A 21,982-nucleotide genomic window follows, 5' to 3' on the forward strand; every position below is an offset into this window, starting at 1 on the left:
CTGCCCAAAACTTTTAAAACTATCCGACAGGGCATTTGAAAAATCTACCGCACTCTTGAAATAAATCTCCGGCTTCTCTACCAATCCCAAATCAATCACTTCAGCTAACTTTTGTGGCATACTTGCATTACATTGACGAAACAGATATTCAGTTGATTAATTTGATTGCAACCAATTAAGTAAATCCGTCGTGTTAGTAAAATCTAACAAAGCTTCACTAAGGTTTTCTAATTGGTTTACAGAAAGAGCTTGGACACGCTCTTGTAGCTCTAGTGAAATTTCACCAACTCGTTTTTTGAGTAGTTTTAAAATAATCGCCTGTTCACCTTCTTGTCTTCCTTCTTCTTTCCCTTCTTCTCTTCCGCGCTCATAACCAATGCGTTCAGCTGAGGTGATATATCTCATAGTCCGCTCCTGCTCCAATTGTTTAACTTCTTCCCAAAATTGATTTTCTAATACTTTTGGTAATATCATAACCCAATCAATAAATCGGTAGAGGTTACGAATATTCTGTTCTTGTAAGCCTAAATCGTACAACCTGCGAATCAATCTGAATTTCCAGATTTTGCGTTCTTCTGGTGATGAGCGAGTCTGCTGGGTTTTCAAATGCGCCATCACTACTGTCGCAAAAGGATTATTGTTATTTTCTAACTCTTGAAAGCGATTTTCGTAATCTAAAAGTTTAACAATGCCAAATTCAAAATTTAAGCGAGTATGGGGATAATTGTAACTGTAATTACTCGGTCTCCATTCGCGGTTAGTGTCGCACAGTATTGCTAAACTAATGGCTGGTTTATCAAATCTGTCGAAGATGCGAAATTTGTAAGTGAACATCCGCTTACTGAAGTTATCTTCTTTTTGGGCTTGAATCTCAACGTGGATTAATAACCATAGTTCTTCGCCTTGGATTTGCTAAACTTTGACTAATTGATCAGCATATCGCTTTCCTTGTTCGGCTTCACGGGCGATTTGTTGAAATTCTGTGTTGAGAAATTCGTGGGGACGTTCCCAGTCGATTAATGCAGCCGTTTCCGGGAAGAAGAATTGCATGGCTTGGGGAAAATATGCTTCGAGAATTTCTTTCCACGGACTATCAAAATCTGCGCGTTCATTAGTATTTATCATTTGTTCTTGGTAGATGATATCTGACAGAAAATTAGGTTTAGTGAGCATCAGAAACTAAACCTACTGCTAAGGTATATATGGTGAAATAGCAAATGCGATTACCAAAATAACAATTTTGTGCGTCAGTATGAATATTCTCGTTGTGTAATCAGGTTTTCTCGCACTGACGCACCCTACATTAAAAAGGATAGGATGGGGAAAAGCTAAAGATTTGTGCTATCAATAACAGTTTTGATTAATCATGACTACTCTGCAAGTTGCTTCTTCCCTGACTACGATCGCCCAACAAACTCGCCAAGCTGCTAGTAAACTGGCTATTCTCTCGACTGAAGCAAAAAATCAAGCGATCTCCTCCATTGCCCAAGCTTTAGAATCGGCAAAAGATGAGATTGTGTCTGCAAACATTGCTGATTGTGAAGCGGCGACGGCTGCGGGTATCGCCAAACCCCTATATAAAAGGTTGCAGTTGGATGAACATAAGTTAAGAGATGCGATCGCTGGGGTGCGAGATGTTGGTAAGCTAGCTGATCCTGTGGGACAGGTGCAGATTCACCGAGAACTCGATACTGGCTTGGTTCTCAAGCGGGTAACTTGTCCTTTGGGTGTGTTGGGGATTATTTTTGAAGCGCGTCCAGAGGCGGCGATTCAAATTGTCTCTTTGGCGATTAAATCAGGTAATGGTGTCATTCTTAAATGTGGTAAGGAAGCTGTACGTTCTTGTGAGGCGATAGTCAAGGCAATTAAACAAGGTTTATTGCAAACAGACGTTAGTCCTGATGTGGTGCAATTACTCACAACTAGAGAAGAAACTTTAGAACTTTTAAAATTAGATAAATATGTAGATTTAATTATTCCTAGAGGTTCTAATTCTTTTGTCAGGTTTGTACAAGAAAATACTCGCATTCCTGTACTTGGTCATGCTGATGGGATGTGTCATCTGTATGTAGATAAAGCAGCCGATATGAAGAAAGCTGTGCAGATTGCTGTTGATGCCAAAATCCAATATGCTGCTGCTTGTAATGCGATTGAAACGATGTTAGTACATCAAGCGATCGCACCGGAATTTCTGCCGAAAGTCGCAGCAGCATTGCAAGCAGTTGATGTGGAGTTACGCGGTGATGAAGGTACGTTGAAAATCTTACCTGATATTACGCCTGCCATTGATGCCGATTGGGAAACAGAATACAGTGATTTGATTTTGGCGGTAAAGATAGTAGACTCTTTAGAAACTGCGATCGCTCATATTAACGAATATGGTTCTCGTCATACTGATGCGATCGTCACGGAAGATTTAGCGACAGTAGAAACATTCTTTGGCTTAGTCAATTCCGCCGGAGTTTTTCACAATTGTTCTACGCGATTTGCTGATGGTTTCCGTTATGGTTTTGGTGCAGAAGTCGGGATTAGTACCCAACAAATGCCGCCTCGTGGCCCTGTCGGTTTAGAAGGATTAGTCACGTATAAATATCAAGTGACTGGTGATGGACATATTGTCGCTACCTATACTGGGGCGAATGCTAAAGCCTTTACTCATAGAGATTTAGTTTAAAACATCTCTGTGTCTCTGTGGTTCAAAAATAATTCACCACAGAGGCACAAAGGCACAGAGAATTAAACTAATGCTTTTAGCAATGCTTGAAGTTTGAGTTGAATTTCGGCAAATTCGCGATCAGGATCAGAACCCGCGACAATACCTGCACCTGCATAAAGTCTAGCGCGATCGCCATTAATTAATGCGGAACGAATCCCCACAATAAACTCACAGTTACCTTGGGAGTCTACCCAACCCAGAGGCGCAGCATATAAACCCCTCTCAAAGTTTTCATAACGGCGAATTTCAGTACAGGCGATATCTCTGGCTGCACCTGCTACGGCTGGTGTGGGGTGTAATTGGGCAACTATTTGTAATGGATGGACGTTAGCCGGAACGATCGCACTAATTGGTGTCCATAGATGCTGAATGTTAGATAATTGTCGCAGACGAGGGGCTAATATTTGGGGTAATAATCCTAGTTGGGTGAGGCGTTGTGTAATGAAATTCATGACTAGTAAATGCTCATGTCTTTCCTTTTCGCTGTTGAGTAAGCGATTCGCATTAGCTGCATCTTCCGCAGGGGTTTTACCTCTGGGTGCAGAACCTGCTAAAGCATCAGTAATTAATTGCTGATTATGAATACTAATTAACCTTTCTGGACTCGCACCAATAAAGCTTTGTCCTTTATCATTACTGGTAGAGAAAATATAACAATTCGGATGGGTTTTACGCAGATTATTTAATGAGTGAAATAAACTAAAATTTTGATTGGAGTTCACATCTAACACATCTGCTAGGACAATTTTACTAAGATGACTAGAATGAATTTGTTCTAAAACTGAAACTACAGAATGCTTGAAATGTTCTGTATTATTGACTGGTCTTTTCGTAAAAATAGCAGGGAAATAATCGGGATTTGGCGTATAACGTTTTAAGGAATGAAGAGATTCTATTTTATTGGTAAGCTTTTGTAAAAATAATTGAATATTAAAACTGGCATTAATAATAGTATTAATTACTAATATACATTGTTCATTTTTGACAGCTACTTGCCAACTTGGTAGAAAAACTGTAGCTGAAGGGAATGGATAATCAACTTGGTGAGTTTGATCAAAAAAGCTGAAATAACAAAAAAAGTGCGCTCCAGTGAAAGCTTCACTAGTATCACCAAAATTAATTATATTTTTTAGATTAGATTTAATAAAATATTCAGCTTGAGTAAAGCGGTCTTTGCCATTAATTTGGATTTTTTTGACTGCGTCGATTGCTGCGATCGCTTCACCTTTGACTTTATTCTCAAAGTAAAAATTTATTTCATTTGCTTGCGCTAATTTATCTAATACTCTTAAGGGATCAACCCAGTCAATTGCTAGGGAAATGCTCACAATTTGCCTACAATTATTTTTGAGGCAGTTTTCTTGAACAGCTAACAAAAATTGGTAGAGGTCTTTTTGTTCTACAACGAAGTTACTACGACATGGTGAAACTGTCATAAATCTAGAAATAGTAAATTTTTTTTAAGTTATCTTCCTAAAGTGTAATTAAACATGGTCGTATTTCTACAGGTAGCATATTCAGTCACCATTTCACCAGAGTATGGTTTGCTTTGTTTATGGTGTTCCCAAAGCATGACAAGCTAGGCTTAATCTTTTGCTGCCAACAAAAAAATGTAAAATTTGCCACAGGAGGTTAAGGATTTGTAACATAGTGCTGTAAAGCCCTGCGGGCATAGCTGCGCTTAGAGCGGTAGCGAGGCGTTTAGCCATTTCTGAGTGAGTGTAGATGATTGATCAGGCTTACTTTCAACTAATACACTGAACTAAATAGAAAGTATATTACGCATCACTCAGCATCAATAAATTATGAGTACATTTTTGGTAATTTAACTAATCAGGACTGATGACTACAAAAGAAATTTCCCGTCCCAAGACTAAATTATGGATGGCGGCAATTAAACCGCCAATGTACAGCGTGGCAATTATGCCGATTTGGGTTGGAACATCTGTAGCATTTGCAGAAAATAAAAGTTTTAATGTTGTAATATTTTCTATTTTTGTAGCTGCCGCAATTTTGATTCTGGCATGGGAAAATATCAGTAATGATGTATTTGATTCAGAAACAGGTATTGATATAAATAAACACCACTCGCTGGTGAATCTAACTGGTAAAAAGACTTTAGTATTTTGGTTAGGAAATTTGTGTTTGATTAGTGGTTTGTTAGGGATATTAGCGATCGCTACCTGGCAACAAGACCCAACGGTAATTGGCATCATCCTGTTGTGCTGTGCTTTGGGCTATATGTACCAAGGGCCTCCCTTCCGTCTAGGATACCAAGGTTTAGGTGAAATTCTCTGCTTTTTCGCCTTTGGCCCTTTGGGCATTACCGCCGCATACTACAGCCAAACTAGAACTTGGTCAGTCACAAGTTTAGCTGCGTCAGTAATTGTTGGCGTTGTCACCAGTTTAATTTTATTTTGCTCACACTTTCACCAAGTTCAAGATGACATCGCCGCCGGCAAGCGATCGCCTATCGTCCGTTTAGGTACAGCCACAGGCGCAAAAGTCCTGACTTGGTTAACAGCTAGCATTTACCCACTCACCTTGCTGTGTGTAGTATTGGGCATTTTCCCTGTATGGACATTGTTAAGCTGGGTAAGTCTCCCCTACGCCTTCAAATTGTGTCGCCACGTCCAAGAAAATCACAACCAGCCGGAAAAAGTCAGTAATTGTAAATTCATTGCCGTAGCAGTGCATTTTTGGAGTTGCTTGTTATTAGGTGTCGGATTTGCGATCGCAGGCGTGTAAAGGAGGTAGAGGGTAGGGCGCAGGGGGTAAAGGGGGTTATTCGCAATTGTCATGTTGAGCGAAGCGAAACATCTCATTTTCGGACTTTTGCAACAGGTCGGTCTACTATGTACCAATTTGAGTTTCGTCCTATCGCCCGAAGATTTGCGCGATCGCTAATTACCAGTCATGGTGTGTGGGAAATTCGCGAAGCCATTATTCTCAGGTTGCGTGATTCCACTGGTAAAGTCGGCTGGGGAGAAATTGCCCCTATTAGCTGGTTCGGTTCGGAAACTCTAGAAAAAGCTTTAGATTTTTGTCACCAACTCCCCCAAGAAATCACAGCAGCAAATATTTTCTTGATACCCGATGATTTACCTGCGTGTCAATTTGGTTTTGAGTCAGCATTAGAGGGATTGGGGAACTCGGGGCCCCCTCTGGGGATAAGGGGTAATGGGGACTTAATGAAAGAACTTTCTACCTTTTTTTCCACCAATGCCCAATACAGTGCCTTACTCCCAGCCGGGGAAGCCGCAGTACATCAATGGCAAACTCTTTGGCAGCAAGGATATCGCACGTTTAAATGGAAAATTGGCGTAAATGATATTAGTCAAGAACTCCAAGTATTTGATTTACTGACGCAAACCTTACCAAATTCCGCCAAACTGCGCTTAGATGCTAACGGTGGATTGAACTATGAACAAGCGCAATTATGGTTACAAACTTGTGATAATCTGCGAGAAAATTCAAAATCGTCAGTGAAAATTGAATTTATCGAACAACCGCTACCTGTAGCAGATTTTTTCCAGATGTTGGCGTTGAGTCAGTGCTATGATACCGCGATCGCATTAGATGAATCCGTCGCCACACTCCAGCAACTTGCAGAGTGTTATCAAAAAGGTTGGCGAGGAATTTTCGTAATTAAACCTGCCATTGTTGGTTCACCTTCACGTCTGCGCCAGTTTTGCCAACAGCATGAAATTGATGTAGTGTTTTCATCAGTATTTGAAACTGCGATCGCCAGAAAAGCTGCACTCAGACTAGCAGCAGAACTATCCCGCCACGATAGGGCTGTTGGTTTTGGCATCAATCACTTTTTTACCCAAGCAGAAAATGACACCTGGCCACAAAGTCTATCTTAATGGAGCAAGAGGACTCCCCGCACAGCGTTAGCTTGCCGGAGAGAATGAATTGCGACCAATATAAAACTGAACGCAGCGAATCAATGTTTTGGTTGTGCTTGGTTCTCAACGTAATTTTTTAATTGTTCAACCGTAACACCACCACAACTAGCCACAAAATACGCACCAGTCCAAAAGTAAGGCTTGTTGTAGAAGTATGTTTTAGCCAACCAAGGGAACTCTTTGCGGATTAATCTACTGCTCACTGTTTTGATATTTCCAATCAGTGTTGAAAGTGGTTTATCAGGTTTGTAGTCAATTAATAGATGCACATGGTCTGCTTCTCCGTTGAACTCCAGTAATTTACAATCCCATTTTTTTAGGGTGTCTGTGATTATTTCTTTTAACCTGTTTAGTATCTCGGCTTTAATAGCTTTTCGGCGGTACTTCACGACTAAAACGATATGAGCATTAAGTCTGTAAACAGACCTAAAACCATTATGGTACATTATTGACAAGGGGTAGCGGTAAATAGTATATTACCATAAGCGTTTCTCAAAAATGTATCGATGTTAGATGTATTGAAGGTCAGAATTTACCCAAACAAAGAACAAGAAATATCCTTAGCTAAAAGCTTTGGATGTTCCCGCTTTGTTTGGAATTTCTACCTCAATAAAACTAATACTCAATACAAGGAAACGGGTAAAGGTATGACTTACTGCCAGATGGCGAAAGACCTTACCCAATTGAAGAAACTAGCTGATTATGAATGGTTGCTTTTCCCCACTGCTGCTGTTCTACAGCAATCACTCAAGAATTTGGAATCAGCATTTAAAAACTTTTACGGCTTACGTGCTGGATTCCCAAAATTCAAGAGTAAGCATATCTTACAGTCAATCCGATTTCCTGAAAGTTGTTCAATTAAAGATGGTGGCTTAAAGCTACCTAAGCTTGGCATTGTTAAAGTTAGTCTTTCAAAAGATATTAATGGCAAGATTAAATCTGTAACCGTTTCTAAAACAAGTACAGATAAATATTTTGCTTCAATCTTGTTCGAGACAAAAGATTTAATAACAAAGGTGCAAGGTAAGATATCAGGAATTGATTTAGGATTAAACAGTCTAGTAACTGTGTTTGATGGTGAAACCTGTTACAAAGTTGACCCAATCAAACCTACTAGAAAATATGCTAAACGACTGCGAATTAGACAGAAAGCTTTATCTCGTAAAGTGAAGGGGTCTAACAATAGGCATAAAGCAGTTAAAGTAGTTGCCAAAGGTTACGAAAAAATATCTAATACCAGACAAGATTTTCTCCATAAACTCTCACGAAAGTTAGTTGACGATAACCAAGTCATAGTAGCTGAAAACCTTTGCGTTAAGGGATTAGCCCGTACCAAGTTAGCCAAGTCAATATATGATGCTGGCTTTGGTATGCTGCTTAATTTTATCGGCTACAAACTAGAAAGAGAGGGAGGTAAATTCATCCAAGTTGACAGATTCTTTCCTAGTACAAAGCTTTGTTCATGCTGCGGTTATAAGAATGATTTCCTGAATTTAAGTATCCGTGAGTGGACTTGTCTGAATTGTCAAACAACTCATGACAGAGATGAAAATGCTTCACGGAACTTGAGGGCAGAAGGGATAAGAATATTGTCAACAAATACTGCGGGACACGCAGAAATCCAAGCTTGTGGAGAAGTAGTAAGACTCGTTGGTACTTGTGCCAAAAAGCGTGTTTCTGAGAAGCAAGAATCTCCCGCTACACCGCGCAAGCGGTTAGCGGGAGAGTGTCAATTTCATCACTTAATACACCATGATTTGCTAATTGGTGATGACAACCAAGAACTTCAGCAACTTGCCACCAAACTATATGCCGAACTCACTCAATTATCAACAGATATTCAACCCCTAAAAATCATCCTAGCCGAACGAGAACCAGTCAGATTTTTAGCCGGATTCATCGCCGCCTGTGCAGCCAATTGCCAAGTATTTTTATGTAATCCCGACTGGGGTGAACAAGAATGGCATCAAGTATTTAACTTAGTACAACCCGATATTATTTGGGGCATAGGGACTGGGGACTGGAGACTGGGAACTGGGAAACAGCAGGGGTGCAGAGAAGATAAAATCCCTATTCACAACTCCTCACTCACAACTCCTCACTCACAACTCCTCACTCGCAACTCCTCACTCGCAACTCCTCACTCACAACTCAGCACTCATAACTCAACACTCATTATGATTTCCACTGGTGGTTCATCGGGAAAGATTAAATTTGCTATGCACACTTGGGAAACTCTCACCGCATCAGTGCAGGGATTTACAGAATATTTTCAGCTACAACAAGTAAATTCTGTTTGTGTTTTGCCGTTGTATCATGTTAGCGGTTTAATGCAGTTTATGCGTGCTGTAATCACTGGCGGTAAAATAGTAATTTTGCCATTTAAATCAATAGAATTAGCTCAAAAATACCAGATTAATCCTCAAGATTTTTTCATATCTTTAGTACCAACTCAATTACAAAGACTTTTCCAAAATCAAGAATTAACTGCATGGCTAGCTAAATTCAAAACTGTTCTTTTGGGTGGTGCGCCTGCTGGGGATGAATTATTAGAAAAAGCTAAATTTCATTGTATCCATCTATCACCCACCTATGGCATGACAGAAACAGCTTCTCAAATTGTCACCTTAAAACCTGATGATTTCTTAAGTGGTAAAACTGGCAGTGGTCAAATTCTTCCCCATGCTAAAGTAAAAATTTGTAATCCTCAAAGAGAAGTTTTGTCAGCCAATCAAAGAGGTATTATTACCATTCAAGCTAAATCTTTAGCTCTTGGTTATTACCCCTATTTCTGGAATAACCAAGATGATTTTTCTGTAGATGATGTAGGTTTTTTAGATGAACAAGGTTATTTAAAAATTGTTGGGCGTAACGGCGATAAAATCATCTCAGGTGGAGAAAATATTTACCCCATAGAGATTGAGTCAGCCATACTTAGCACACAAATGGTTATTGATGTGTGTGTAATTGGTATACCTGATCAAGATTGGGGACAAGCATTAACAGCCATTTATATTCCTAAAAATACAGATATTAATTCCGGAGAAATTAAAAATATACTTGCTAATCAACTCAGCAGATTTAAAATACCTAAATACTGGATTTCTTTAGATACATTACCTCGTAATGCCCAAGGTAAAGTCAATCGCCAAACACTACAAAAAATAGCTACAGAATTTCTCAGAAAATGAAAATCTTAATTTAATAACTGTTAGAAGCTTGATTAATCCAATCTAAAATGGCTTGGTTTACTTGCTCTGGACATTCATCATGGGGACAATGGCCTACATCTTCTAAATTGAGTAGTTGTAGCCGTTCGTTATACTGAGCAAATCGACTGGCCAGTATAGGCGGGACAAATCGGTCTTTTTGTCCCCAAATTAGCAACATGGGAATTTTTATGTTTGGTAACAGTGCTTTCACACTAGGACTAAAATTAATTGCGATCGCAGCTTTAAATAATGCACTAAAAGCACGGGCTGAACCCCTATCTTGGGGAGGGCCTGCTAGAATGTCTATCAGTTCGTCAGTGATGGCTTCGGGATGAGCATAAGCCAAACTAGCCCAGCGACGTAATACACTTGGTTGACGCACAAAGTAGAATACAGGCTTTAAAAAGAGTGGAGAAGCAACAATATTTTTAATTGTCTTCACTAAAGGGCGCATAATAGGCGGAATAGCTTCTTGCTCTAATGATGGGTCAGGTAAACTCATCATGACAATCCCTTTTACCATATCTGGATGAGCTGCGGCGGCGGCTAGCGAAACTAGAGAACCATTGGAATTGCCCACCAAGACAACTGGTTGACGGATAAAAGCTTGCCAAAATTCATATACTTGCTCTACCCATAGTTCTATACTATAGTTGGCTGGAGCTTTTTCTGAACCCCCAAAACCGAGCATATCGAGAGCATAGACTGTGTGATATTCGCTTAAAGCTTCTAAGTTATGTCGCCAATGACCGATAGAAGCACCAAAACCATGTAATAAAATCAGAGGTGTTGTTTTTTGGTGATTTTGACTGGCGCGAATATAAGTATAACGAATTTGCCAACCACGCCATACCCAATCTCTTTGATTCCCAACTCTTTGTTGCCAGTTTATTGCGATCGTCACGTCGCTACGCTCCGAATTGAAAATTCAAAATTAACCCGTTTCTTAGATATTGCTGTCTGTTAACTTCCATCTTAAAGGCTAGAACAGAGATTTAGGGGAGACAAGGCGGAAAAGTATTTTCCTATGCCCAATGACTATTTATTTGTATAATCTATCACTTATAATTGACAAATAAAATCTGGAGATAGTATGCAATTTCTCTATTTGGGGAATATATACTCAGAGTTTATAGGTAAACAAATTAAAAAATAATTGTTACAATATTTAATGTTTCTCTAGGTTGTGTGATTTAAATTAACTATTGCAGAGAAATTCTCTGAGAGTGAGTAGAATAGCAAATACAGAGACAAGCAAGTTACTCTGTGGACTAGCTAACCCACAACTATAGACTTCTGATGAAGTCTTTGGTTATTTTAGTGTTGTGCTTATGAGCCACAACCAAGCAAAATCCAGCTAATCCAGCCCAAACCACATTCTTCACAAAGGAATCCCGTTAATTATAATGCCTGTGATTGAGAAAAAAAGAACTCGCGATCTGCCCCAAATTAACGAAAGAATTCGCTTCCCCAAAATTCGAGTCATTGACACTGACGGCTCTCAGCTAGGAATTCTGACTCCCCAGGAAGCTCTGCAACTAGCAGAAGACAAGGAGCTGGATCTAGTGCTGCTCAGTGACAAGGCCGACCCGCCAGTATGTCGGATTATGGACTATGGGAAATATAAATTTGAGCAGGAGAAGAAAGCGCGGGAAGCCCGGAAAAAGCAGCATACAGCCGATGTTAAAGAAGTCAAGATGCGCTACAAGATAGAAGAACATGACTATAACGTGCGTGTTAAACAAGCAGAACGCTTCTTGAAAGATGGAGATAAAGTCAAGGCGACTGTGATGTTCCGGGGGCGAGAGATTCAACACAGTGACTTAGCAGAAACCTTACTCAAGCGGATGGCTACGGATTTAGAGCCATTTGGTGAAGTACAACAAGCACCTAAAAAAGAAGGGCGCAACATGATGATGCTGATTTCGCCTAAAAAATAATTAACAGTGCTGAGTAAGTTCAGTCAAGTAATTTACTACTGAAAATATTAAATCTGATAGTCCTGAACTCTGAGTGGGAAACATAATACTCAGTTGTTCAGGACTTTTGCCATTTTTAATGGAATTGAAAAATCATTCGTTGGCTGCAAAGAATAATTTGCTAGCACAACTATTAAAATGGGTGAATCTACGACCAGAAGAAGGCAGACGGACTTGGATGATGTTTGCCTTTTATACAACTGTATCTATAGGGTTACGATGGGCAGAAGATAGTACAGTCGCACTTTTTTTAGATGAATATGGGGTTGGGCCATTACCTTGGATGTATATAGCTAGTGCTTTTATGGGTGTCGCACTAGTTTTTTTGTATTCTTGGTTGCAAAAGATTTTTCCGTTACGCTGGGTAGTGGTGGCGATCGCACCTTGTATGGTGACACCGTTAATCTTGCTAGTATTACTACACTGGAAACTACATATTTCCTACCTAGCGGTGATTCTGGTGTTTCTATTGCGGCTATGGGTAGATTCTTTATATGTAGTCAATGACCTCAATACTTCTATTGTCGCCAACCAACTATTTAATATTCGTGAAATTAAACGCACCTACCCCATAGTTAGCAGTGGTGTACTAGTAGCAGATGTAATTAGTGGCTTTAGCTTACCTTGGTTGCTGCAATTTGCCCGACTCAATCGAGTGATTATCATCGCCTGTGGGGTGATGTTCTTAGGATCGGCAATTCTGGCTTATTTAACCTATCAGTACCGAGATGCTTTTCCCGATGCGCCACAGCGCATACTTCCCCAAGAAGAAGCCTCTCGACACCGCCGCCTCGAAGCCCCACTCAAGCGTTACATATTACAGTTATTTGCCTTTGTTGGTCTTTTGCAAGTCATTGGCTTATTAATCGATTTTCAATACCTGCAAGAACTGAAGTTAAACTTGGGTGACAAAGAATTAGCAGGCTTTTTAGGCTTATTTGGTGGTATTGTCGGACTTTGTGAGTTAGCCACTCAGTGGTTTTTCTCTAGTCGCCTAATTGAACGCTTTGGGGTGTTTTTTAGTGCAGCCCTGTTACCTGTGGCTGTAGGCTTTGTTGTCCCAGGACTGATTGCGGTACTGAATATATTACCGGGAATGCAATCCGTCGCTTTTTTCTGGGGACTAGTAGGGCTGAAATTTACAGATGAACTGCTACGTTATACCTTTGTTGTCAGTAGTGGCCCGGTATTATACCAACCCATACCCGAACGTATTCGCAGCCGAATGCAGGCTTTATCTGGAGGTTCAGCCGAAGCGATCGCTACAGGTTTGACTGGATTAGTAATATTTTTGACTTTGGTGATTGGGGGAAATTTTGTCGCCGCACCCGTCCAAAAATGGATATTTATTGCCGAGACAGCCATTGTCGCAGTTGCTTGCTTACGAGTAGTTTGGGTATTGCGATCGCGCTATGTAGATTTGTTGGTATTGAGTGCGGAACGCGGTGAACTGAGTGCTTCTAAGGTGGGATTACGCGCCTTTAAGCAAGCAGTAGTCAAAGCTTTAGAAGAAACAGGTAACGCCGCCGATAAACATTCTTGTATTGACCTGTTAGCCCAAATTGATCCCCACGGAGCAGCTGAAATTTTAGCAGGATTATTATTCAAACTCTCCCCAGACTTACAGTATCGCAGTTTAGAGGTGATGCTAGCAGTAGGTGCAAAACCTGAATATATCTCAGAAGTGCGCTGGTTGCTAGAACGACCCCCTAGTGTTGTCAATCTAGAAGTTTTCGCTTTGGCGTTACGTTATGTCTGGCTAGCGGAAGCTCATCCCAATCTCAGTCTCCTAGAAGAATACCTCCACCCGCAACAGCATTCACTCATCCGTGGAACTGCGGCTGCTTTGCTGCTCCGTCAAGGAACACCGATGCAAACATTAGCAGCTACCAAAACCTTACGTTGGATGCTGACTCATAAGCAAGAACTAGAACGGATGAATGGAGTCAAAGCTTTAAGAGAAGCAGTGTATTTACAAGCCTTGCGGATTCACATACCCAATCTGTTACAGGATGAATCCCTACGGGTACGTTGCGCTGTTTTAGAAATGGTGGCAAAAAACAGAATGGAGGAATATTATCCTGCACTTTTAAAAGCACTTTACTATAAATCCACCCGTGAAACTGCGATGCGTGCCTTAGTCAAAATGGAGAATGAAGCATTGGAGATGCTGTTGCAATTAGCCACCAATGTTTACAAACCAGAAGTATTGCGGATGTATGCTTGGCGGACTATAGCGCACATTTCCACCCTAGAAGCACTAGACACTTTATGGTTACATTTAGAATCTTCCTGGGGTGGGACTAGGTATCATATTCTTCGTAGTTTGTTAAAAATCCAAAAACAATCAGAAATTACTAATTTAGTCGATAGATTCCAGCACAGTCGAGTAGAAACTTTAATTAATCAAGAATTAAAATTTTTAGGTGAAATTTACGCGGCGTACATAGACTTACAACCACAACAAACTTTAGAAAGTTATCAAACACAAGAGCGAGTTGTGATTGTATACGAACTATTACAACGGGCTTTAGAAGAAATGGAATGGGATATTAGAGAGAGATTGCTGCTGTTATTGCGGCTATTATACTCCCCAGAAAAAATGCAGGCGGCGGCTTTTAATTTAAGGTCTGAGTCAGGAGTTAACTTAGCACGGGGGTTAGAGATATTAGAGCATACAGTGAATTTACCCACCAAATCATTGCTGTTGAATATTTTAGATAAGCGATCGCCCCAAGAAAAACTCCCTTATCTTGTAGAAGCAGGATTTATGGAATATCAAAAGTTTACAGCCAGTGAAAGACTGCGCCGGATGCTGACTTTAGGGAATTTTTTCTCAGATTGGTGCTTGGCTTGCTGTTTTCATTTTGCTCAAGTCAACCGTATTCGCCTGACAATTAATGAAATTTTACTAGCTTTACGCCATCCTACTGGCTTTGTCAGAGAAGCTGCGATCGCTTATTTAAGCGTAGTATCCCAGCGCGTCCTCTTAGAACTATTGCCCAAACTACAACAAGATTCACACCCACTTGTAGCCAATCAAGTTCAAGAGTTAATCAAGAAAAACTCTAGTGAACACCCCCAAGAACTTCAAACAATCAACGTTTAATCACTAACTTTTTTTGCAACAATCTGGTAAAAATGTTCAGATGATAAGAAGTGTAGAATCCTACCAGAAATTTCCCTATGGTAATTGAATCAGCAATTGGAGAGGAAGCGATCGCCTCTAATCTCAAGCAGTTTCTTCTAGTGCTGTCGGTATCTTTAGGGGTGGCGACCCTACCACAAATATTTAACTGGTTTCGCCAGATACCCTACACCTTACTTTTAGTCATTGTCGGCTTAGGTTTGGCGGTGGTTGATGTCCGCCTTGTCACTCTTTCCCCCGCTTTAATTCTGTTCATTTTTTTACCCCCCCTCTTATTTGAAGCTGCATGGAATCTGAAATGGTCAGACTTGAAGCAGGAATTTATCCCCATTTGTCTGTATGCGGTGTTGGGGGTGGTCATTTCCATTGCGGGGGTAGCAATTGGACTGAATCAGCTAGCTGGATTATCTATCACCACAGCTTTGCTCATCGGTGCAAGTCTTTCGGCTACTGACCCTGTTTCTGTAACGGCTTTATTTCGGGAATTAGGCGTAAGCAACCGCCTCGTTACCCTGATGGAAGGTGAAAGCTTATTTAATGATGGCATGGCAGTAGTTGCCTTTGGTTTTTTGGTAGCCTTACCTTTAGGTAATGCCGAATTAGGACTACAGCCTGTTTTGTTGGAGTTATTTCAAGTCGTTGGTATTGGTTTAGCCGTCGGAGGTTTGATTGGTTTTGGTATTTCCTACCTCACCCAACGCTTCGATTTACCAATGGTTGAACAATCTCTGACCTTGGTGTCCGCCTATGGTACTTACTTAATTACTGAAGATTTGGGTGGTTCTGGGGTGATTGGAGTTGTCACCACAGGCTTAATTTTAGGTAACTTTGGTTCTCGCATCGGCATGAATCCCCGCACCCGGATTATTGTTTCCGAGTTTTGGGAATTTTTAGCCTTTTTCGTTAATTCCATCGTCTTTTTGCTGATTGGCGACCAAATCCGCTTTGCCAGTCTCGGAGAAAACCTACAAATAATCGGTGTGACAGTTGCTGCCATGATTTTAATGCGAGCTGTCGCAATTTACATTCTCAGCTATGTCAGTCAAACTATCACCAAATCAGCAATTTCTCTACCCGAACAAACTACTCTGTGGTGGGGTGGGTTACGCGGTTCTGTTTCCATAGCGTTGGCATTGAGTGTACCAGCAGTTTTACCAGATCGAGACAAAATTATTGCGATCGTATTTGGAGTAGTTTTATTTACCCTACTCATTCAAGGCTTGACCATCAAACCGTTAGTCAAACAGCTGAATTTGCTAGGCGATGCACCCCTACGGGAACAGTATTTAGAAATGTTTGCTCGTAATATCGCCTTAGAACGAGTTCTGCAATATCTGCAAACAGAACAACATCCTGGTATTAACCCGGAGTTTGTACGCTATCAGGAAAAACTCATCACAGGGGAGATTGAGCAGATGCAAACAAAGATTGACAAATTACAAGATGAGTACCCCAATCTCCAGCAATTTATCACTGAACAGTTTCAAGAAAAACTATTGGCAGTCGAAGCAGATACCTATGCAGAATTTGTCAAGTCAGGTAGGTTAAATCAAGAACTAGCTCCCTTATTGGAGAATGTTCTGCACAATCAGGGGTGAGTAGCTACCCGAATTGGCTAAAAACTCACCATAGTCTTATGCCCTATTTCCCCTGCTCATTAAAAATTCAAGAAAACTTCATCCCGGCGTAACAATACAGACGAAATGGTTGTATTTTCTCGGAGAACTTGGTAGAGTTTACGGTATAAACTGCTGGGGATTATCTGCGTATAAATTCTATCAGTGACGCGGATTTACTGAGTTCATGAGAATACAAAAACCAAGGGTAAGAGAATGCGTCTGAAAAAGCTAGTTAGTTATGGGATTTTCGTGCTATTTATCGTTATCGGGCTAAGTTTCACGGGAATTGCCCGTGGTTATAGCATTCCACCGACACTTGCAAAAATTGAGTTTGCCCAACAGACAAGTGATCTCATGCTCAACACGCTGTTCGCGGCACTGACGCAGGAGTTCGACGAGACTACACCAGATAATGTGGAGCAGGGTAAGCAGTCCATCTCTTTGATATTTAACGATCACAACAAAGATATGCGATTAGTTGGCACTGTTGGCCCGCTCCTGCAAAACGATCGCCCCAGTGACAAATTCGAGGTTCAGGCAAACCAACTGGCGTTAGCAGGAAAGGCATACACGGATGTCCAGCGTGTGGATAAAAAATGGTACTATCGACGCTCGATCCCCCTTAGTAACTTCAGGGCTGAATGTGCGCTATGCCACGTTAATTTCCCTGCTGGCCCCACGTCGGACTGGGTGGGCGCACTCATGCTGAGAATACCGATCAAGAATTAAGGGACTGCCAAAATCAATGTAGAAGATAGGAATCAGTATTGCGATCGCAGCACTGATTCCCTGTTTTGTAGTCAATTTCACTATGTTAAGTAAGCCAGTAAAAATAAATCGAACTATGTTAATAATGTAAAATTATGATCATCGAGTTTGTAGTAAGGACTAGCATACAGGTTCTGGGAAGCAGTGCAGTCCTTTTCTTAAGACTAAAGTCCTTACTACAAATCTTTAATCCTCCACAGCAGCAAAGGGACAACGACTAGCAGAGAGATTGACATCTGTTGATTTTTTTCTCCAAGGCAAAAGTTTCTTGATAAAACTCCATAACTTTTGCCACAGAGAAGATTTGGTTTTGATCTCTGCTAGTTGCTGCGTTTGAGGATTAGTTGGTAACTTACCACCAGATGTAAGTTTTGCTAGAAACTTGGTGTTGTCATAGTAGTGTTCTAAAGAGAGAATTTTCAGGTCATCTCTCAAATGAACAACACTAGTGCCAATAATTTCAATAGTTTCGCCTGTTGGTGCATAATCTTTATATGCACCATTAAAAGCACCCCAGTGTCGCCATTTAAAAACAATACTTGGCGGGGTTGAATAAACTTCTAACAATTCCCATAAAAAACCTTCAGGGAATGCTGTATGGAAAAGATTAGTTGAGGTTTCAAAATTCTCTTCACTGGCTTTGTAATGTTTGTTATTTCCAATTAATAGTTTATAAGTACCAGAATTAATTAAATCTGTGATGGTGTAGCCATAACCACCATTGGTACTCATGCGAAACTTATCTTGAACAACAGTCAGCCATTGAGCAGGATTAGTCTTGAAATTGGCCTCAATATCAAAAGCTCGCACCAAATTTTGGACTAATCTTTCTAGGGAATTTTCGGGGTGATTTTGTATGCTTTCTTCGGCAAGTTTTTCATTAGAATGAGTATAGTCTGGTTTTTGACCATATCGCCATTCTATATCCGTGCTATATTCCAGCACTGTATCTCTATCTTGTACCCAAAGATTAAGCTTAGTGATGTCGATGGGATTCATAAATGCCTACGCGAAAAGTTAACTAAGAAATAAATGTAAATTGATGATGAGCAACAGAATTACGCAATGAAAACCCTCTAGTTTTGCAGCTAGTTATACAGCTTTTTTGCAGATTTAATCTCTCATTCATTTGTAGCGTCAGAGATTTTGAAGTACATCTACTTGCATCTTTTACTATTATGCCAGCCAGTACAAAAAAAGTTGATTAATATAGATAATCTCAAATAAATTTAAAAGGTAATTTAGTTATATTTTTAGTGTTAAAGTAGCGTTTCTTGGTTGAGTGAGAGACAAAAACACCACACCCAACCCCTCCCTACAAGTAAAGTAAAGATAGGATTATCAAGAAAGGCAGAAGGCAGAAGGGATAAATCCTTACCGCGAACGGAACACGGAGGGTAGCTTGCTTTGCTACGCAACGCTACTGCGAACCCCGAAGAGTAAGCGTAAGCGTCCTGTAGAGAACGAAGAGAATGACAAGCTCAGTACAAGTTTTGAATTTTAAATTCGGAGCGCAGCAATGTGACACTGTTCAACCCAATCTATGTTCATGAGGAATAGGGCATGGTGAATAGATGCTGAATTCTCATATGTATAATTTTTGGAATCCTTTCGGAAGTATAATTTATTCTCATCTCCCGATAAGCGGAGATTCGTGTTAATATATGTAAAACTAATACCTTGAGCGTTAATCAATGGGGAAGGTTTTAGTCCTAAACGCCTCTTACGAACCGCTCAATATAACGAGCTGGCGTCGTGCTGCGGTTCTGTTAATTAAAGGCAAAGCAGAACGGGTTGAACACAACGGGAAGTTTCTCTATGCAGATTTTCCGTTACCAACCGTGATTAGGTTGCGCCATTATGTGCGCGTCCCTTACAAGGAAATTCCACTTACTCGCCGAAATATCCTGCATCGTGACGGACACAGTTGTCAATACTGTGGCTATACAGGCGATGAGTTGACATTAGACCATGTAATACCGCGATCGCGTGGTGGTGGGGACACTTGGGAAAACATTGTTACAGCTTGTGTACGGTGCAATGTCAAAAAGGGTAGTCGTACTCCCCAAGAAGCTCATATGCTGCTGCGGCATCCGCCTCGGCAACCTTACAGTAGTCTCTATTTTGAGGTTAGTAAGCATCTTAAGAGTGGACTGCATCAAGAGTGGCAAAAATATGTTATAGGACTTTGACATTCACACAATAAATCTTAGTACCCGGTAGCTCGATTGTCACTAAATCCGGGTACTAGATTTGTGTGTTTTCTGTGAAAGTACAGTTTAAATACCTTGGACTGTGATTGCTCTGGGTACAAGTTTTGCGTGGTCATCCCCTAAAATATAATTTTTACTTTTAGCTGAGTAATTTAACAGCAAACCATTATAACTTAATAAAATATCAAAAGATCAATTTACGAAAGAATTATTCTAAATATCTTGCATATGGTTTGTCCTATGGAGAAATCTATATGTTCAAAACCGTTGAGGGATTTATACTTTGCGCGACTGACGTGTCATATGATACCAAGAAGGTAATTTCACTTGGAATCAGTCTCAAGTCAGCTTCCCAGCAGCAAAAAATGAAAAAAATACTCTTTGCCCCTATTTGCTGCAACCTCTAACCGTTCGACGCTCACGGCGCAGCCTGTCACCTGTCACCTGTCATCTGTCAAGAAAGTAAAGCCGTCCTATATGAACGGGGTTTTAATCCCAGGCTTTCGGTAAATTTTCGTTATAAAATATAAGGAGAGACTTACATATGGGGTCAAAACCATATCCTGGGCTAGCAAAATTTTGTGGCTGTGTAGCAAAGATACCAGATCAAGTTTCAGTCTAGTACAAACGTAAAAGACAAGAGTAAAGGGCAGATTACATAGGTGTTACCCATACCGCAGGTTAGGCAGGTATCTATCTACAAAAGATAACAAAGATTGATCATTATTTGAGATGTGTTTTACAAGACCAGAAGTCTTCGTTTTCAGCCTTTATGTGCATTCTGGTAGAATTTGGTAGATTCATCAACTATCTGCTTGACAAAAATATACCGAGATATACATCCCCATCTCCTCATATTTTTGCGAAGATCAGAATGTGGGGCTAAATGAGTCAAGTGCTGGTTGTAGTATCTCTAAACAAATTCATAGAGCCTCACACTTGGAACAAATTTTACTATGCAATTGAATTCTTCTTTTATTAAGCAGTCTGATAGTTTTGCGTTGACTAATGAGTCAACTCCGGAGGAAACTGACATAGACAAAGAAACGGAAGTGTCACTAACTAAATCTACCTTACCAACATCTACAGGCGAAGGTGTAGGTATTTATATAGGGCAACGTAGCAATTCCTTAGCATTTCAAAAATCAGAAGAATTGCAAAAGACCCTACTATCACACCGACATGAACGTCAGTTAATCATTTTACAAGACTTTCCTGACCCTGATGCGCTTTCTTGTGCTTGGACTTACCAGCTAATTGCCCAGCAATACGATATCAAGTGTGAAATGATTTATGCTGGGACTCTAAGTCACCAAGAAAACATAGCGTTAGTCAAGCTAACGGGGTTACCTGCCCAACGCTGGACACCCCAAACTATTAAGGGGAAAGACCTATCATCTTATCAAGGCTTGGTTTTAATTGATAACCAAGGGACAACCAGTCAGTTACTAACATCTGTGCAGCAAGCAGGTATACCATTAGTAGCAGTAATTGACCACCATAGTTTGCAATCTGAACTGAAATCAGAGTTTGTGGATGTTCGTCCTTATGTGCGAGCCACAGCAACGATTTTTACTCAATATCTTCAATGTGGCTTACTAGCTTTAGATAGTAGCATTGGCCAACACGTTAAATGTGCTACTGCCTTAATGCACGGCTTGCGTTCAGATACCAATCGCCTGATGCAAGCACAAGAAGAAGATTTTATGGCAGCAGCGTATCTGAGCCGATTTTATGATGCTCAATTGCTGAATGCAATTCTTCAGGCTAACCGTTCTAAACGGGTGATGGATGTAATTGAGCGATCGCTAAAAAACCGCATTGTGCAGAATAACTTTTCTATCGCAGGTGTTGGTTACTTACGCTACGACGATCGCGACGCTATCCCCCAAGCCGCAGATTTTCTGGTTACTGAGGAAAACGTGCATACTGCTGTGGTTTATGGCATTGTTCACGATGAAGACGATGAATTAGAAGTAGTGATTGGTTCGTTAAGAACGACCAAACTCACACTCGACCCTGATGAATTTATTAAGGAAGCCTTTGGACAAGATAGCACAGGGCGGTTTTTTGGTGGTGGGAGAACAGGTGCTGGTGGTTTTGAAATTCCGATGGGATTCTTATCTGGTAGTAATGAAAATTCTGCTTATGCAAGAATGAAGTGGGAAGTTTTTGACGCACAAATTAAGCAGAAGTTACTGAAATTAGTGAATCCTAAAGATAACCCAATTCAGTCTGAGTAGGTTCGTATTCCACTATGAAAAATTGAGAACTAACATAAACAAAACTAAAGATAGTTCTCAACTGATATACGTCTCGGAATTAATTCTGAGGCGTATCTTCTATTTATGGCAAATAATATTATTTCAGGTAAAAATACTGCTGACTATTTGTATATTAAATAGCTAGGCTCATA

General features: G+C 40.5%; 14 protein-coding genes and 2 pseudogenes. 11 read left to right on the forward strand and 5 right to left on the reverse strand.

The window, feature by feature from the left end; all coding sequences use genetic code 11:
- Window positions 1–156: 156 nt before the first annotated feature.
- Window positions 157–1,125: pseudogene (locus VB693_RS07370) on the reverse strand (DUF4351 domain-containing protein).
- Window positions 1,126–1,366: 241 nt separating this feature from the next.
- Here VB693_RS07370 and VB693_RS07375 point away from each other — a divergent pair.
- A complete protein-coding gene (locus tag VB693_RS07375) occupies window positions 1,367–2,674 on the forward strand; it encodes a glutamate-5-semialdehyde dehydrogenase (protein ID WP_323265686.1) in 1,308 nt (435 codons plus the stop codon).
- Between the two features lie 62 nt (window positions 2,675–2,736).
- Here VB693_RS07375 and VB693_RS07380 read toward each other — a convergent pair whose 3' ends face one another.
- The gene (locus VB693_RS07380; protein WP_323265687.1) at window positions 2,737–4,152 is read right to left on the reverse strand and encodes an isochorismate synthase MenF; all 1,416 of its coding nucleotides are present in this window, start codon (window positions 4,150–4,152) and stop codon (window positions 2,737–2,739) included.
- A 406-nt stretch (window positions 4,153–4,558) separates the two neighbouring features.
- Between VB693_RS07380 and menA the strand changes: the two genes are divergently transcribed.
- On the forward strand, window positions 4,559–5,464 hold the full coding sequence (gene menA, locus VB693_RS07385) for a 2-carboxy-1,4-naphthoquinone phytyltransferase (RefSeq protein WP_323265688.1): 906 nt from the start codon (window positions 4,559–4,561) through the stop codon (window positions 5,462–5,464).
- 107 nt (window positions 5,465–5,571) lie between these two features.
- Entirely contained in the window at window positions 5,572–6,585 is a 1,014-nt protein-coding gene (locus VB693_RS07390; RefSeq protein WP_323265689.1) for an o-succinylbenzoate synthase, read from the forward strand.
- 80 nt (window positions 6,586–6,665) lie between these two features.
- Here the strand turns inward: VB693_RS07390 and tnpA are convergent, their stop codons facing one another.
- On the reverse strand, window positions 6,666–7,073 hold the full coding sequence (gene tnpA / locus VB693_RS07395; RefSeq protein WP_323265690.1) for an IS200/IS605 family transposase: 408 nt from the start codon (window positions 7,071–7,073) through the stop codon (window positions 6,666–6,668).
- Window positions 7,074–7,133: 60 nt separating this feature from the next.
- Here tnpA and VB693_RS07400 point away from each other — a divergent pair.
- Both VB693_RS07400 and VB693_RS07405 read left to right on the forward strand, forming a co-directional pair.
- Window positions 7,134–8,141: pseudogene (locus VB693_RS07400) on the forward strand (RNA-guided endonuclease InsQ/TnpB family protein); the annotation flags it as partial.
- Window positions 8,142–8,372: 231 nt separating this feature from the next.
- On the forward strand, window positions 8,373–9,818 hold the full coding sequence (locus tag VB693_RS07405; RefSeq protein ID WP_323265712.1) for a 2-succinylbenzoate--CoA ligase: 1,446 nt from the start codon (window positions 8,373–8,375) through the stop codon (window positions 9,816–9,818).
- Window positions 9,819–9,828: 10 nt separating this feature from the next.
- On the opposite strand, the gene VB693_RS07410 is transcribed toward VB693_RS07405, so the two are convergent.
- Window positions 9,829–10,743 carry an alpha/beta fold hydrolase gene (locus VB693_RS07410; protein WP_323265691.1) on the reverse strand — a complete coding sequence of 305 codons (915 nt, stop codon included), beginning with the start codon at window positions 10,741–10,743 and terminating at the stop codon, window positions 9,829–9,831.
- Window positions 10,744–11,245: 502 nt separating this feature from the next.
- Between VB693_RS07410 and infC the strand changes: the two genes are divergently transcribed.
- The 4 genes from infC to VB693_RS07430 all read left to right on the forward strand — a co-directional run bounded on the left by infC (window position 11,246) and on the right by VB693_RS07430 (window position 17,314).
- Window positions 11,246–11,779, forward strand: a complete 534-nt coding sequence (gene infC, locus VB693_RS07415) for a translation initiation factor IF-3 (RefSeq protein ID WP_190705740.1) — start codon at window positions 11,246–11,248, stop codon at window positions 11,777–11,779.
- A 118-nt stretch (window positions 11,780–11,897) separates the two neighbouring features.
- A complete protein-coding gene (locus VB693_RS07420; RefSeq protein ID WP_323265692.1) occupies window positions 11,898–14,927 on the forward strand; it encodes an MFS transporter in 3,030 nt (1,009 codons plus the stop codon).
- 77 nt (window positions 14,928–15,004) lie between these two features.
- On the forward strand, window positions 15,005–16,564 hold the full coding sequence (locus VB693_RS07425; protein ID WP_323265693.1) for a sodium:proton antiporter: 1,560 nt from the start codon (window positions 15,005–15,007) through the stop codon (window positions 16,562–16,564).
- A gap of 234 nt (window positions 16,565–16,798) precedes the next feature.
- On the forward strand, window positions 16,799–17,314 hold the full coding sequence (locus tag VB693_RS07430) for a hypothetical protein (protein ID WP_323265694.1): 516 nt from the start codon (window positions 16,799–16,801) through the stop codon (window positions 17,312–17,314).
- Window positions 17,315–17,539: 225 nt separating this feature from the next.
- Here VB693_RS07430 and VB693_RS07435 read toward each other — a convergent pair whose 3' ends face one another.
- Window positions 17,540–18,352 (reverse strand): SnoaL-like polyketide cyclase, encoded by an 813-nt coding sequence (locus VB693_RS07435; RefSeq protein WP_323265695.1) that lies wholly within the window; start codon window positions 18,350–18,352, stop codon window positions 17,540–17,542.
- 695 nt (window positions 18,353–19,047) lie between these two features.
- On the opposite strand from VB693_RS07435, the gene VB693_RS07440 reads away from it, so the two are divergent.
- Window positions 19,048–19,545 (forward strand): HNH endonuclease, encoded by a 498-nt coding sequence (locus VB693_RS07440; RefSeq protein WP_190707530.1) that lies wholly within the window; start codon window positions 19,048–19,050, stop codon window positions 19,543–19,545.
- A 977-nt stretch (window positions 19,546–20,522) separates the two neighbouring features.
- Window positions 20,523–21,809 carry a DHH family phosphoesterase gene (locus tag VB693_RS07445; protein ID WP_190707532.1) on the forward strand — a complete coding sequence of 429 codons (1,287 nt, stop codon included), beginning with the start codon at window positions 20,523–20,525 and terminating at the stop codon, window positions 21,807–21,809.
- Window positions 21,810–21,982: the final 173 nt, after the last annotated feature.

It is taken from the genome of Anabaena sp. UHCC 0399, assembly GCF_034931465.1.
Classification (GTDB): domain Bacteria; phylum Cyanobacteriota; class Cyanobacteriia; order Cyanobacteriales; family Nostocaceae; genus Trichormus; species Trichormus minutissimus.

Coding starts and splice junctions, on each gene's coding strand:
- VB693_RS07445 (WP_190707532.1), top strand. CDS start 20,523: ATGCAATTGAATTCTTCTTTTATTAAGCAGTCTGATAGTTTTGCGTTG.
- VB693_RS07420 (WP_323265692.1), top strand. CDS start 11,898: ATGGAATTGAAAAATCATTCGTTGGCTGCAAAGAATAATTTGCTAGCA.
- tnpA (WP_323265690.1), bottom strand. CDS start 7,073: ATGTACCATAATGGTTTTAGGTCTGTTTACAGACTTAATGCTCATATC.
- VB693_RS07425 (WP_323265693.1), top strand. CDS start 15,005: ATGGTAATTGAATCAGCAATTGGAGAGGAAGCGATCGCCTCTAATCTC.
- VB693_RS07435 (WP_323265695.1), bottom strand. CDS start 18,352: ATGAATCCCATCGACATCACTAAGCTTAATCTTTGGGTACAAGATAGA.
- menA (WP_323265688.1), top strand. CDS start 4,559: ATGACTACAAAAGAAATTTCCCGTCCCAAGACTAAATTATGGATGGCG.
- VB693_RS07380 (WP_323265687.1), bottom strand. CDS start 4,152: ATGACAGTTTCACCATGTCGTAGTAACTTCGTTGTAGAACAAAAAGAC.
- VB693_RS07390 (WP_323265689.1), top strand. CDS start 5,572: ATGTACCAATTTGAGTTTCGTCCTATCGCCCGAAGATTTGCGCGATCG.
- infC (WP_190705740.1), top strand. CDS start 11,246: ATGCCTGTGATTGAGAAAAAAAGAACTCGCGATCTGCCCCAAATTAAC.
- VB693_RS07375 (WP_323265686.1), top strand. CDS start 1,367: ATGACTACTCTGCAAGTTGCTTCTTCCCTGACTACGATCGCCCAACAA.
- VB693_RS07440 (WP_190707530.1), top strand. CDS start 19,048: ATGGGGAAGGTTTTAGTCCTAAACGCCTCTTACGAACCGCTCAATATA.
- VB693_RS07430 (WP_323265694.1), top strand. CDS start 16,799: ATGCGTCTGAAAAAGCTAGTTAGTTATGGGATTTTCGTGCTATTTATC.